Consider the following 13595-nt stretch of genomic DNA (forward strand, 5'->3'; position numbering starts at 1 on the left):
CGTTCATGAGGCAAGCCCCTTCAGGACGATCTCGACCACCTCGTCGGCGGTCTGCTGGGGCGAGCTGCGCAGGGTGCGCGACACCTCGGGGGCGGCGAAGCCGCGGCCGAGGCCGGCCAGCACCCGCGCCACCGCGGCGGTGTCGATGTCGGCGATGTCCCCCCGGCCGACGGCGGAGTCCAGCAGCACCCGGGTGACGTCGACCAGGTACTCGTTGTGGCTGTCGACGAGCTGCCGGACCGCCGGGACTGTCGTCAGGTCGCGCGACCAGGCGTCGGTGGCGCGGCTGACGGCGACGTGCGCCGCGCGGAGGTAGGCCCGGATGGCGTCCAGGGGCGCCATGTCCTCGCGCAGGATCCGCTGGGCGTCGCCGCCGATCCGCCACAGCTGCCGGTCGACGACCATGAGGACGAGCTCGTCGCGGCTGGGGGCCAGCGCGTAGAGGGTGCGCAGCGAGCAGCCCGCCCGCGCCGCGATCTCGGCCATGGTGAGGTCGGCGAAGCCCTCGCGGAACATCGCGTCGAGGAGCTCGAGCACCTCGCGCTGCCGTTGGGTGAGCTGCGCCCGGCGCTCCCTGTCGAGGAACGGCCGGGGGCGCTCGACGGCGACGGGCACGCTCACGTCGTCGTCCAGAGGATCCCGACCGGGATGTCGGCGTGCCGGGCGCGCAGCCACTCCCCCAGGCTCTTGGCCTGGCCGTCCTGCCGCGTGGAGGCCGCCACGCCCTCGCCGAGCAGGCCGTGCACGACGAAGTTGAGCGCCCGCAGGGCCGGCAGCCGGTACCGGTCGACCCGCAGGTCCGCGATCTCGGGCAGGAGCTCGGCCAGGCGCTCGACGGTCAGGAAGTCGTCGAGCCAGGCCCATTCGACGTCGCTGCGGGTGAAGACGCCGAGGTTGGCGTTGCCGCCCTTGTCCCCCGACCGGGCGCCGACGACGTGGCCGAGCGGTACCCGCTCGGTCTCGCCGGTCGGCACCGGCACCGACGGTCCCGGGAGCGGCTCGATCGGGGCGGCCGGCGCCGTCGGCGCCGTGGAGGCGACGACGGTGGTCGGCCCGCCCAGCAGCGTCACCTGCTGCGGCACGAGCTCGGCCGGCACGAGCGACGGGCGGTAGACGCCGTACGGACGGGCGTCCCGGCCGCCTCCGCCGACGCCGAAGAACCCGGGGATCGTGGCGAGAGCGAGCTCGGTCATGGCGGCGCTCACCGAGCGCCCCAGCTTCTTCTCGTCCGGGTCCTTGAGGGTCAGCCGCCAGACGGCGACGGCCTCCTCGTTGGTGGCCGGGTCCTCCTTGTCCGTGCGCACGACCGTCGTGGTCACGTCGGCGAAGTCGGCCGGCTCGTACGGGCAGGCGGCCCAGAACGCCTCGTCCACCAGCGCCGCCTTGGCCTCGACGTCGAGCCCCACCAGGGCGACACCGAGGTCGGTGCGGAAGCCGCCGAGCGAGTTCATCGCGACCTTGAGCGTGGGCGGCGGCGGCTCGCCCTTGGCGCCGCTGATCCGCACCCGGTCCGGCCCGGTCTCCTCGAGTGCGACGGTGTCGAAGCGCGCGGTGACGTCGGGGCCCAGGTAGGCCGGGCCGCCGATCTCGTAGAGCAGCTGCGAGGTGACGGTGCCGACCGAGACCTGGCCGCCGGTGCCGTCGTGCTTGCCGATGACCGACGAGCCGTCGGCGGCGATCTCCGCCCAGGGGAAGCCCGTGCGGGCCATGCCCGGGACCTCGGTGAAGAACGAGTAGTTGCCGCCGGTGGCCTGGGTCCCGCACTCGATGACGTGGCCGGCCACCGCCGCGCCGGCGAGGGCGTCCCAGTCGTCGCGGGCCCAGCCGTGGTGCCAGGCGGCGGGGCCGCAGACGATCGCGGCGTCGGTGGTGCGCCCGGTGATCACGATGTCGGCACCGGAGTTCAGCGCGTCGACGATGCCCCAGCAGCCGAGGTAGGCGTTGGCGCTGATGAACCGCGACGGGTCGCCGAGGGGCTCCCCGGTGTCGAGGTGCGCGAGGTCGACGCCGGCGGCGACCAGCTCGTCGAGCCGGGGCAGCAGGTCGTCGCCGCTGACGTAGGCGATCGTGGGCGAGAGCCCGAGCCTCCCGGCGACTTCTGCCACCGCCTCCGCGCACCCGTCCGGGTCGAGCCCGCCGGCGTTGGCCACCACCTTGATGCCGCGGTCGAGGCACGTGCCCATGACGTGCTCCATCTGCTTCACGAACGTCCGCGCGTAGCCGCCGCCGGGCCGCGAGGCGCGGGTCCGCGCCAGGATGAGCATGGTCAGCTCGGCCAGCCAGTCACCGGTGAGGACGTCGATCGGCCCGCCCTCGACCATCTCCCGGGCCGCGGAGAGCCGGTCCCCGTAGAAGCCGGAGCAGTTCGCGATCCGCAGCGGCTCACGCATCGGGAGACTCCCCCTCGGGCTCGACCACGAGGAGGACGGCGCCGTTCTCGACCTGCTGGCCGACCGCGACCCGCACCTCGGTGACCACCCCGGCGTACGGCGCCTTCACGTGGTGCTCCATCTTCATCGCCTCGAGCAGCACCAGGGTCGCTCCCGCGGTCACCCGCTCCCCGACCGCGCACCGCACGTCGAGCACGACCCCGGGCATCGGGGCGACGAAGCCGCCGTCGGCCTCCGCGGCGCCGGGCGGCACGAAGCGCGGGACGACGTCCAGCTCCACGGTGCCGCGGGGGGTCTGCACGTGCAGCCGCTCGCCGTCTGCGGTGACGGCGTATCGCGCCCGGCGGCCGCCGATCTCGACGTCGACGGCCTCCGGCGACCAGGCGTGCACGCGGACCCCGCCGACGTCGCGGACGGTGAAGGTCCCGTCCCGCCGGGCCCGGTAGCGCACCTCGATCTCGTCGTCGCCGTGCCGGAACCGGACCGAGGAGTCGGGCAGCCGCGCGTTGCGCCAGCCGGCCGGGACCGTGCGCAGGACGGTCGCCCGGGCGCGGTTGCGGCCCTGGATCCACAGCGCCGCCGCGGCGCCCACCCGGTGCAGGTCGGCGTCGTCGAGCGCGAGGCGCGCGGCCGGCTCGTGCCGGTCGATGAAGTCGGTGGTGGTGTCGCCCGCGAGGAAGGCGGGGTGGCGGAGGACGGCGACGAGGAAGTCGCGGTTGGTGGTGAGCCCGCCCAGGTGCAGCCGCTCCAGCGCGAGCGCCAGGCGGCCGGCGGCCTCGCGCCGGGTCGGGGCGTGCGCGATCACCTTGGCCAGCATCGGGTCGAAGCTGACGCCGACGACCGAGCCCGCCTCGACGCCGGAGTCCCATCGCACCGCCGGCCCGAGGGCCGGCGCGAACGCCGCGACGGTGCCCGTGGCGGGGAGGAATCCGGCCGCGGGGTCCTCGGCGTAGAGCCGCACCTCGACGGCGTGCCCGCGGAAGGCGACGTCGGCCTGCGTGCGGTCCAGCCGCTCGCCGGCGGCCACCCGGAGCTGCTCGCGGACCAGGTCGATGCCGGTGACCTCCTCGGTGACCGGGTGCTCGACCTGCAGGCGGGTGTTGACCTCGAGGAAGAAGAACTCGCGGGTGTCGTCGTCGACGAGGAACTCGACGGTGCCGGCCGACCGGTAGCCGAGCGCACCGGCCAGCGCGAGGGCCGCCTCGCCCATCGCGGCCCGCAGGGCGTCGTCGACGACGGGTGAGGGCGACTCCTCGACGATCTTCTGGTGCCGCCGCTGGATCGAGCACTCCCGCTCGCCGAGGTGCAGCAGGTTGCCGTGCTCGTCGCCCAGGATCTGGATCTCGACGTGGCGGGCCCGGCGCACGTAGCGCTCCAGGAACACCCGGTCGTCGCCGAAGCCGGCCAGCGCCTCGCGCCGCGCGCCGGCGACCGCCTCGGTGAGCTCGGGCGCTGACTCCACGACCCGCATGCCCTTGCCGCCGCCACCGGCGGCGGCCTTCACCAGCAGCGGGTAGCCCACGGAGTCCGCGTCGGCGGGGTCGTCGGCCGACGGCAGAGTCGGGACGCCGGCCGCCACCGCCGCCTTCTTGGCCGCGAGCTTGTCGCCCATGGCCGCGATGACCTCGGGCGTGGGGCCCACCCAGACCAGCCCGGCGGCGAGCACGTCGGCGGCGAAGCCGGCGTTCTCGGACAGGAAGCCGTAGCCGGGGTGGATCGCGCCCGCACCGGAGGCCCGAGCGGCGGCGATCACGGCGGCGCCGTCGAGGTAGCCGGTCTCCAGCCGCACGGCCTCGTCGGCGTCGGCGACGAACGGGGCCCCGGCGTCGGCGTCGACGTAGACGGCGATGCAGCGGTAGCCCATGGCGCGCGCGGTCCGGAAGACCCGGCGGGCGATCTCGCCGCGGTTGGCGACGAGGACGGTGTCGAAGGCCATGCCCTCGGGAGACCTGGTCACAGCCGGAACACCCCGTACTCCTGCGCACCCGCGACCGGGCCGTTGGCCACGAAGGACAGGCACATGCCCAGCACCGTGCGGGTGTCCCGCGGGTCGATGATCCCGTCGTCGCTCACCGCGCCGCTGGCCCGCAGCGCGAGCGAGCCCTCCTCCTGGCCGGCCTCGACCATCGCGACGATCGTGGCGTCCTCCTCCTCGTCGAAGGGCACGCCCTTGCGCAGCGCCTGCCCGCGGCGGACCTGCGACATGACGCCCGCGATCTGCTTGGGGCCCATCACCGCGATCTTCGCCGTCGGCCAGAGGAAGGTGAACCGGTTGCCGAAGGCGCGCCCGGACATGCCGTACGTGCCGGCGCCGTAGGAGGAGCCGATGATCACCGTCAGGTGCGGCACCGTCGAGTTGGTGACCGCGTTGAGCATCTGGCTGCCCTTCTTGACGATCCCGGCCGCCTCGAAGTCCCGGCCCACCATGTAGCCGGTGATGTTCTGCAGGAAGACCAGCGGGACGTCGATCCAGTTGCACAGCTGGATGAAGTGCGCGGCCTTCTGCGCGGAGTCCGGGTGCAGCACGCCGTTGTTGCCGAGGATCCCGACCGGGTAGCCGTGGATGGAGGCCCAGCCGCAGACCAGCGTCGGCCCCCAGCGGGGCTTGAACTCCTCGAACCGCGAACCGTCGGCGACGCGGGCGATCACGTCGCGCACGTCGACGGGCTGGCGGAGGTCGCGGCTGACCAGGCCGAGCAGCTCCTCGGGGTCGTGCACCGGCTCGTCCGGCGTCAGCGACGGCTCGGGGCCGGCCTTGCGCCAGTTCAGGTGCGAGACGGCCTCGCGGCAGATGCGGATGGCGTCCAGCTCGTCCTCGGCGAAGTAGTCGCCCAGGCCGGAGACGTCCGCGTGCAGCCGGGCGCCGCCGAGGGTCTCGTCGTCGCTCTCCTCGCCGGTCGCCATCTTGACCAGCGGCGGGCCGGCGAGGAACACCTTCGACTGCTGGTCGATGACGACGACGTAGTCCGACAGCCCGGGCTGGTAGGCACCGCCGGCGGTGGAGGAACCGAAGACGACGCAGATCGAGGGGATGCCGAGCTTGGACAGCTCGGTCATCTCGTAGAACTGCCGGCCGCTCTCGGCGAAGTGCGAGGTCTGCGCCGAGCGCCCGCCGCCGCCTCCTCCGGGCCGCAGGTCGGCGCCGGCGGACTCCACGAAGCTGACGTAGGGCATCCGGTTCTCGCGGGCGATCTCCAGCGCGCGCGCCCACTTCTTCAGGGCGTACGGGGTGAGCGCGCCGCCCAGGACCGTGGGGTCGTTGCCCATGACCACGCACTCCACGCCGGCGATCACGCCGACGCCGACGACCATCCCGCCGCCGACGGTGTAGTCCGAGCCCCAGCCGGCCAGTGGGCTGATCTCGAGGAACGGGCTGTCGGGGTCGAGGACGTGCGCGATGCGCTCACGGATGGGCAGCTTGTCCCGCCGGCGCAGCCGCTCGGTCGCCTTCTCACCGCCGCCGGCGGCCGCCTCGTCGAGCAGCTCGTCGAGCACCGCGAGCTGCTCGAGCATGTCCGCCCGGTTCTGCCGGAAGCTCTCGCTCCCCGGGTCGACGGTCGAGCGCAACGGCGGGGCGAGCAACGAGCGAGCCATGCCCGGAACCTAGGGCGGTAATTCGGCCTAGTCAACGTTACCGGCGCGGCGACTCGCGGGCTCCGGATTCTCTCCGCCGTCATGTCGGTGGAAGGGCCCGCCGAGAGCGTCTACCAGGTAGGAGCGCGACGGGAGGGTGCATGCCGAGCACGGACGACGACGAGTTCTCGGCGTTCGTCGTCGAGCACGAGGGCTCGTTGCTGCGCACCGCCTACCTCCTGACCGGCGACCGCGGCCACGCGGAGGACCTGGTGCAGACGGCGCTGGCGAAGGCGTACCGCCACTGGTCGCGCGTGCGGACGGCGGAACGCCCGCTCCCCTACGTCCGCACGCTGATGGTCAACACCCACGTGAGCTGGCGCCGTCGGCTGATGTCCACCGAGCAGGTGGTGGAGGTGGTCCCCGAACGCGCCGGCGTGGACCCGCAGGCGGCCCACGCCGTCGAGGACGAGGTGCGCCGGGCCCTCGCCGGCCTGTCGCCCCGGGTGCGTGCCGTCCTCGTCCTGCGCTTCTTCGAGGACCTCACCGAGCCGCAGACCGCCGCCGTCCTCGGCTGTTCGGTCAGCACGGTGAACACCCACGCCCGCCGGGGCCTGACCGCCCTGCGCACCGCCCTCGCCCCCGCCGTCGACCCGGCACCACAGCTCACGTCCCTGGATCGGAGGCAGCCGTGAACGAGCTCGAGCACACCGTCCGGAGCGCGCTGCGGGCCATCGCCGACGACGCCGGCACGCCCGCCGGGCAGGCCACCGCCCGTCGGGCCGTCGAGCGGCACCGCCGGGACCGCCGTCGACGTGCGGGATTCCTGGCCACCGCGGCGGCGGTGACCGCGGTGGTCGCGGGCGTGGTGGCTGCCGGCACCCTGTCGGGGCCGGCTCCGGAGGCGCCGATCGCCGCAGCCGTCGAGGCGACGGAGGAGGGCGCTCCCGCTCCCGGAGCGCCCTCGCCGAGCAGCGCCCCTGCACCTGAGCCGCCGGTCTCGGCCACCGGTGGGAGCGCGGCCGAGTGCGTCGAGGCCTACTCGCCCGCGGCGGTGGCCGGCCGGGCCTTCGCGTTCGACGGCACCGTGACCGCGATCGGCCCGGCGCGCCAGGACCCGACCGGCTCACTGACCCCGATCTCGGCGGTGACCTTCCGGGTGCACGACTGGTACCGCGGGGGCTCCGGGGAGACCGTCACCGTGGACCTGAACACGATCACCGGGCGCCGGATGATCCCGTCGATCCCGGACTACCAGGTGGGCACCCGTCTGCTGGTGTCCGGGGAGCCGCGCTGGGGTGGGGCCCCGCTGGACGCCCCCATCGCCTGGGGCTGCGGCTTCACCCAGCCCTACGACGCACGGACGGCGGCCGCCTGGGCAGCCGTGACGGAATGAGGCAGCGATGAGCAGATGCGCACGGGGAGCGGTCGTGGCCGTGACCGCGACGGTCCTGACCGCCTGCGGCAACGACGGGAGCACCGGCGCTCAGCCGCAGACGCTCCGGGGCGATGTCGTCCCCGTGCAGTCCGGGCAGCTCACCGCCTCCGATGTGGCCACCGCCCAGACCCGGTTCGGCGTCGACCTCCTCTCCGCGGTGTGCGCCGACCGGCCGGGCGAGAACGTGCTGCTCTCCCCCACCTCGGCTGCCGAGGCACTGAGCCTGCTCTACCCGGCCGCCGCCGGGCGGACCGCCGAGGACGTCGCAGCTGTGCTGCACCTTCCGACGTGGTCGCCGGACCTGGTCGCGGCGTTCCACGAGCACACCCGCGCCCTGGACGGCCTGCGGCACGACGGCGACCCGGCGGTTGACGACGCTCCGGACTCGCTGCAGCTGAGCAACCGTCTCTGGACCGCACCCGACCTTCGACCCGATCCGGGCTACCTCGACGACCTCGCCACCGCCTTCGACGCGGGCGTGCAGGCGCTGGACTTCGCCGGGGACCCGGGCGGGGCGACCGACCGGATCAACGCGGCGATCTCCGAGGACACCCGAGGCCTCATCGAGAAGCTCTTCGACGACCCGCTCGAACGCCACACGCGGGCGGTCCTGACCAACGCCCTGCACCTCGAGGCACGGTGGGCGACGCCGTTCACCGGCACCGTGCCGGCCCCCTTCCGGACACCGTCCGGCGAGGTCACCGCCGACATGATGCACGGGTCGGCCGGCGTCTCCCGGACCGTGGACGGATGGCGGTCGGTCGAGCTGCCCTACCGCGACGGCACCCTGACGATGCTCGCCGTGCTGCCGCCCGAGGGCACCGACCCGTGCGCTGTCGACGCCGCTCCGCTGCTCGCGCTGCAGGACGCGGAACCCGCTCCCGAGCACGTCGGCATCGCACTGCCCCGGCTGCGGTTCGAGCAGACCCACGAGCTGCTGGGCGTGCTGGCGGAGTTGGGCCTGCCGACCACGGGCGACTACTCGGCCCTCAGCGAGGACGAGCTGGAGATCGCCCGGGTCGTGCAGAAGACCTACCTCGACGTGGACGAGGAGGGCACCGAGGCCGCGGCAGCCACCGGCGTGGTGGCGGAGGCCGTGAACGGAGCGGAGCCGCGGGCTCAGGTCGTCACGTTCGACCGCCCCTACCTCCTCCTCATCGCCGACACGCAGACCCGATCCCCGCTGTTCCTGGCCGTGGTCGCCTCGCCGTAGCCCGGGGGTGAACCGGCTCGGCGTGACGCGGAACACCGGCCGGATCGGCCGGTTTCCCGGCCGACCCGGCCGGTGCGGCCTACTCTTCGAGACGTGACCGCGTTCCGTCAGCAGGCGGAGGACCAGATCCTCGACTCCGCCGCCGGCCTCCTGGCCCGCCGCGGCGCCAAGACCTCCCTGCAGGAGATCGCCGACGCCGTCGGGCTCTCCAAGGCCGGGCTCCAGCACCACTTCCCGACCAAGGACTCGCTGCAGGCCGCCGTGGTGGCCAAGGCCGCCGAGCTGGGGCAGCAGGTCCTGACCGTGGTGGCCGACCTGCCCCTCGGTCCGGAACGGGACCGGCGCGCGATCGAGGCCTGGGTCGACGTCGCCCTGGCCCACCCCGGCCTGGTGTCCCTGCTGCTGGCCCCGGCCACGACCGGGGTCCCGGGTGACGTGGCGCCCGGGGACGTCGAGGCGATCCAGGCCTCGGGCACGGCAGCGCTGGCCGCGTTCGGCGTCGATGCGCAGGCCGCGACGGCCGAGCGCACCGTGCGGGTCGCCGCCGCCCTGGCCGCCCTCGCGGTCCTGGCACTCACCGCCCACCAGCAGGACCTCACCGTCGCCTGGCGGCCGCTGATCGTCGTCGCCTGCGTCGACGCCCTCGGCCACCACCGTTCCTCCCCCACCTCGGAGACCTGACCCCATGGCTCACCTGCTGTCCCGGATCGGGGCGTTCTCCCACCGCCGCCGGCTCGCCCTCGTGCTCGTCTGGCTGGCGGTCCTCGTCGCCGGCGGCGTGGGGGCCCTAACCCTGGCCGGCACGACGACGAACTCGTTCTCCATCCCCGGCCAGGAGTCCACGGTCGCGCAGGAGCGCATCACCGAGGAGTTCGGCGCCGGCGGAGCGACCGTGAGCGTCGCCCTGGCGACGACGGACGGCGCGACCCTGGCCGACCCCGAGATCGCCACGGCCGTCGGCGAGCTGGTGGGCACCCTCGCCGACCTGCCCGGGGTCGCCGCTGTCTCCGACCCGCTCGACCCGGCCGCACCCGCGGTCAACGCCGACCTGACGATCGGCTACAGCACCGTCACCCTCGAGGGGCTCCTCGAGGACGTGACCGAGCAGCAGCGGGACGCCCTCCTGGACGTCGTCGAGGGCGCGGGCACCGACGCGCTGACCGTCGAGGCCTCCGGCGAGGCGCTGAGCCCGGGCGTCCCCCACATGGGCATCGGCGAGGTGATCGGCGTCGTCCTGGCGATGATCGTCCTGGCGGTCACCTACGGCTCGCTGGTCGCCGCCGGCATGAACCTGCTGACCGCTGTGGTCGGTGTCGGCGTCGGCGTCCTGGGGATCACCATCGCGACCGGCTTCCTGGACCTGTCGTCCACGACCTCGGCCCTGGCCGGCATGCTCGGGCTCGCGGTCGGCATCGACTACGCCCTGTTCATCATCAGCCGCTACCGCCAGGAGCTGCTGCGCGGCGCCGACGTGGGCACCGCCATCGCACTGGCCGCCGGCACGGCCGGGTCGGCGGTGGTGACCGCCGGGCTCACGGTGGTCATCGCGCTGCTGGGCCTGTCGGTGGTGGGCATCCCCTTCCTCACGCAGATGGGCGTCGCCGCCGCGGGAACGATCGTCGTCGCCGTCCTCGTCGCACTCACCCTGGTGCCGGCCGCGCTGAGCTTCGTCGGCGTGCGCGCGCTGCCCCGCAGGACGCGGGCCGCGCTCGCCGCCGGCAACCGCACCGTCGCGCCGCAGGACACGGAGCGGAGCTCCGAGGCGACCGGATTCCTGGCCCGCTGGGTGGCCACGGTGACCCGGTTCCGCGTGGCGACGGTGCTGCTCACCATCGCCGCCCTCGGTGTCCTGTCCATCCCCTTCGCCTCGATGGCGACCACGCTGGTCCCGAACCCGGAGCCCGACAGCACCCAGGCACGGGCGCAGGAGCTCCTGGCGGAAGGGTTCGGCGACGGGATCAACGGCCCGCTCGTGGTCCTGCTCGAGGGGGAGGGCGCCTCGCGGGCGGCCGCCGGTGTCACCGAGTCGATCGCCTCGCTGCCCGACGTCGGCCTGGTCGTCCCCCCGCAGCCCAACGCCGACGACACGGCGGCCCTGCTCACCGTCATCCCGGAGTCCGGACCGCAGTCCGAGGCCACCGAGCAGCTGGTCGGCGACCTCCGGGCGGAGCTGACCGGCACCGACGGGGTGGAGGCCTACGTCACCGGCGCCACCGCCGTGAGCGTCGACGTCGCCCAGTCCCTGGACGACGCGCTGCCCGTCTACCTCGTCCTCGTGGTGGGCCTGGCCTTCGTCCTGCTCGTGCTGGTGTTCCGGTCGCTGCTCGTGCCGCTGGTCGGCGTGCTGGGCTTCCTGCTCACCGTGGGCGCCTCGCTGGGCGCCACCGTCGCCGTCTTCCAGTGGGGGTGGCTCGCCGATCTGGTCGGGCTCACCGCCACCGGGCCGCTGATCAGCCTCACCCCGATCCTCGTCATCGGGATCCTGTTCGGCCTGGCCATGGACTACCAGGTGTTCCTGGTCAGCCGCATGCACGAGGCGCACGCGCACGGTGCCGCTCCGCTCGCGGCCATCCGCGACGGGTTCCGGCGCTCGGCCCCTGTCGTGGTGGCGGCCGCGCTGATCATGTTCGGCGTCTTCGCCGGTTTCGCCTCCAGCCCCGATCCCACGCTGAAGTCGATCGCCTTCGCCCTGGCGGTGGGCATCCTGGTGGACGCCTTCGTCGTCCGCATGGTGCTGGTCCCGGCCGCGCTGGCACTCATGGGCGAGCACGCCTGGTGGCTGCCCCGGTGGCTGCGCTGGCTGCCCAGCCTCGACGTCGAGGGCGCGGCGCTCACCGCCCACCGTGCGGGAGCCGCCGCAACCGCGGAGAGCACGACCGGGACGGAGCAGCCCGCGGTCTCGGGAGCCCGCTGATCCGTTCCCGCCCTCGCCCCGCCGTCCGTTGACCCTGCGGCAGGGCGGGGTAGGCACTCCGGATGGAAGTCCGAGGTGGTCGAACCGCTCTGAACGCGCAGGTCCGGGACACATGCGGCGGGTCAGGTGCGGCCGTTCGCTCGCCGCCGTGGACACTGGAGGCGTCCGGGACGCCCGGGAAGCGCCGCGTGTCTCCGGGCATGGACCGGCCTTCCGCTGTGTTGTCCCGAGCAACGGTCCGCCCGGACGACGGCGTCGACCGCCCCTGATCCAGCTCCACGAAGGACACTGCTTGCCCGAGAGCCAGCCCCTGCCGCCCACGACCCAGCCCGCCACTCCCCCGCCGACGTCGGCCCGCCGCCGCGAGCGCTCCGCCGGCCGCCAGTCGGCGGCGCGGGACGCCGACCGCGTGGCCGCCCGGGAGGAGAAGCGCGCGCAGCAGAGCTGGGTGGAGGGCGCCGAGCCGGAGCTCCCCGCCCGGACCACCCGCCCCGAGAACGTGGTCTTCCACCTCGGCCCCACGAACTCCGGCAAGACCTACGAGTCGCTGCAGGCGCTGGCCGCCACGGGCTCCGGCGTCTACGCCGCTCCGCTGCGCCAGCTCGCGCACGAGGCCTACGCCAAGCTCTCCGCCCAGCTGCCCGAGGGCACGGTCGGCCTGTCCACCGGCGAGGAGGAGATCGACCCGTTCGCGCCGATCGTCTGCTGCACCGTGGAGAAGGCCCCGCCGCGCGGCGAGATGCTGGTCCTGGACGAGGCGCACTGGGTCACCGACCCCGACCGCGGCCACCACTGGGCCCGGCTGCTGCTCACCGGCGAGTACCGCGAGATGCACCTCATCTCCGCCGCCGAGGCCTACCTCGTGCTCAAGCCGCTGGTCTCCGACGCCGAGCGCCTCCAGGTCGTCAACCACAAGCGGCTCTCCCGCCTGGACGTGCTGCGCGCCCCGGTGCGCCCGGAGGCCGTGCGCCCGCAGACCCTCGTCGTCGCCTTCTCGCGCAAGGCCGTCTACGCCGCGGCCGCCGAGCTCGACCAGCACCGGCCCGGAAAGGTGGGCGTCCTCTACGGGGCGCTGCCGCCGGCCACCCGCCGCGAGGTCATCGAGCGGTTCACCGGCGGCGAGCTCGACGTGCTGGTGACCACGGACGTCATCGGCCACGGCATCAACGTGCCCGCGACCACGGTGCTGTTCGCGGAGACGACGAAGTTCGACGGGCAGGAGATGCGGCCGCTGCGCACCTGGGAGGCCGCCCAGATCGCCGGGCGGGCCGGCCGGTACGGCCTCACCGGGCACGGCACCGTCGGCATCCTCATCGGGATCAGCGGGCTGAAGCCCGTGGGCGCCCTGGTCGCGAACGGCGCCGCCGTCGCCCGCGGCGACGAGCTGAGCGACCTGCCCAAGCGCGCGCCGCGGTTGCGCCCGGAGCTCGAGGACCTCGGCGCGATGGAGGCGGTCGACCTCCCGGAGGCGCTCACCCGGTGGATGGCCTGGGCCCGCGCCGCCACCCGCGACCAAGCCATGACCGCCGACGACGTCACCAGCCTGGTGCTGCGCGTGCACGCCCTGCTGCCGCTGCTCAAGGGGCCGCTCGGCGCGGCCGGCGACCTGAACACCGTCTGGCGCCTGGTCAACCTCGCCATCGACTACAACCCGCCCCGGCGCACCCGCTGGCTGGTGCTGGCCCGGGCCGCGCTCGAGCACGCCGTGGGCCTGCCGGTGCCGCCGGAGACCGTGCTCCCCGACGTCCCGCGCGGCGGCTCGGTCGAGGAGTACGAGCAGGCAGCCGCGGCCGCCCGCGACGCCCAGACGCTGCTCCGTCAGTTCCCCGGCGTCGGCGGCCTGGACGGCGACGACGCCGCCTGGGTCGAGGAGGAGTGCGCGGAGATGATCACCGAACTGCTCCCCGACGCGATCGCGCTGGGCCGCTCCGGCAAGTGCGTGGACTGCGGCTCGGCCATCGCCCCGTGGTTCACCACCTGCCGGCCCTGCAGCGCGCCGGCCGGACGGCCGAGCGGTGCGCGGGACCGGCGACCCGCCGCCGGTGGCCGCCGTGCCGCGGGCCGCGC

Annotated in this window: 10 protein-coding genes; 6 read left to right on the forward strand and 4 right to left on the reverse strand. The window is 74.4% G+C overall.

The genetic code is table 11. The features are described from left to right. Nucleotides 1-3: 3 nt before the first annotated feature. Genes BN344_RS19205 through BN344_RS15915 form a run of 4 tightly spaced genes read right to left on the reverse strand, consistent with a single transcriptional unit; the run spans nucleotide 4 to nucleotide 5984 of the window. A complete protein-coding gene (locus BN344_RS19205) occupies nucleotides 4-621 on the reverse strand; it encodes a TetR/AcrR family transcriptional regulator (RefSeq protein WP_155858918.1) in 618 nt (205 codons plus the stop codon). Beyond that, nucleotides 618-2390, reverse strand: a complete 1773-nt coding sequence (locus BN344_RS15905) for an acyclic terpene utilization AtuA family protein (RefSeq protein ID WP_040339533.1) — start codon at nucleotides 2388-2390, stop codon at nucleotides 618-620. The genes BN344_RS19205 and BN344_RS15905 overlap by 4 nt, the downstream gene beginning before the upstream one ends. Next, nucleotides 2383-4347 carry an ATP-binding protein gene (locus BN344_RS15910; protein WP_231486921.1) on the reverse strand — a complete coding sequence of 655 codons (1965 nt, stop codon included), beginning with the start codon at nucleotides 4345-4347 and terminating at the stop codon, nucleotides 2383-2385. Before BN344_RS15910 ends, BN344_RS15905 begins: the two co-directional genes overlap by 8 nt. Next, nucleotides 4344-5984 carry an acyl-CoA carboxylase subunit beta gene (locus tag BN344_RS15915; protein ID WP_040339535.1) on the reverse strand — a complete coding sequence of 547 codons (1641 nt, stop codon included), beginning with the start codon at nucleotides 5982-5984 and terminating at the stop codon, nucleotides 4344-4346. The genes BN344_RS15910 and BN344_RS15915 overlap by 4 nt, the downstream gene beginning before the upstream one ends. Nucleotides 5985-6124: 140 nt before the next feature. On the opposite strand from BN344_RS15915, the gene BN344_RS15920 reads away from it, so the two are divergent. The 6 genes from BN344_RS15920 to BN344_RS21085 all read left to right on the forward strand — a co-directional run. Then, a complete protein-coding gene (locus BN344_RS15920; RefSeq protein WP_040339536.1) occupies nucleotides 6125-6658 on the forward strand; it encodes a SigE family RNA polymerase sigma factor in 534 nt (177 codons plus the stop codon). Beyond that, nucleotides 6655-7359, forward strand: a complete 705-nt coding sequence (locus BN344_RS15925) for a hypothetical protein (protein ID WP_040339537.1) — start codon at nucleotides 6655-6657, stop codon at nucleotides 7357-7359. The genes BN344_RS15920 and BN344_RS15925 overlap by 4 nt, the downstream gene beginning before the upstream one ends. Before the next feature lie 40 nt (nucleotides 7360-7399). Beyond that, complete coding sequence (locus BN344_RS15930; RefSeq protein WP_166518260.1) at nucleotides 7400-8614, forward strand: serpin family protein; 1215 nt, start codon at nucleotides 7400-7402, stop codon at nucleotides 8612-8614. 93 nt (nucleotides 8615-8707) lie between these two features. Continuing rightward, complete coding sequence (locus tag BN344_RS15935) at nucleotides 8708-9295, forward strand: TetR/AcrR family transcriptional regulator (RefSeq protein ID WP_040339539.1); 588 nt, start codon at nucleotides 8708-8710, stop codon at nucleotides 9293-9295. Between the two features lie 4 nt (nucleotides 9296-9299). Next, nucleotides 9300-11528, forward strand: a complete 2229-nt coding sequence (locus BN344_RS15940; RefSeq protein WP_081788694.1) for an MMPL family transporter — start codon at nucleotides 9300-9302, stop codon at nucleotides 11526-11528. Nucleotides 11529-11820: 292 nt separating this feature from the next. After that, on the forward strand, nucleotides 11821-13595 hold a 1775-nt coding region (locus tag BN344_RS21085; RefSeq protein ID WP_269319919.1), incomplete at its 3' end, for a helicase-related protein.

It is taken from the genome of Candidatus Blastococcus massiliensis AP3 (assembly GCF_000582785.1).
GTDB lineage: Bacteria > Actinomycetota > Actinomycetes > Mycobacteriales > Geodermatophilaceae > Blastococcus > Blastococcus massiliensis.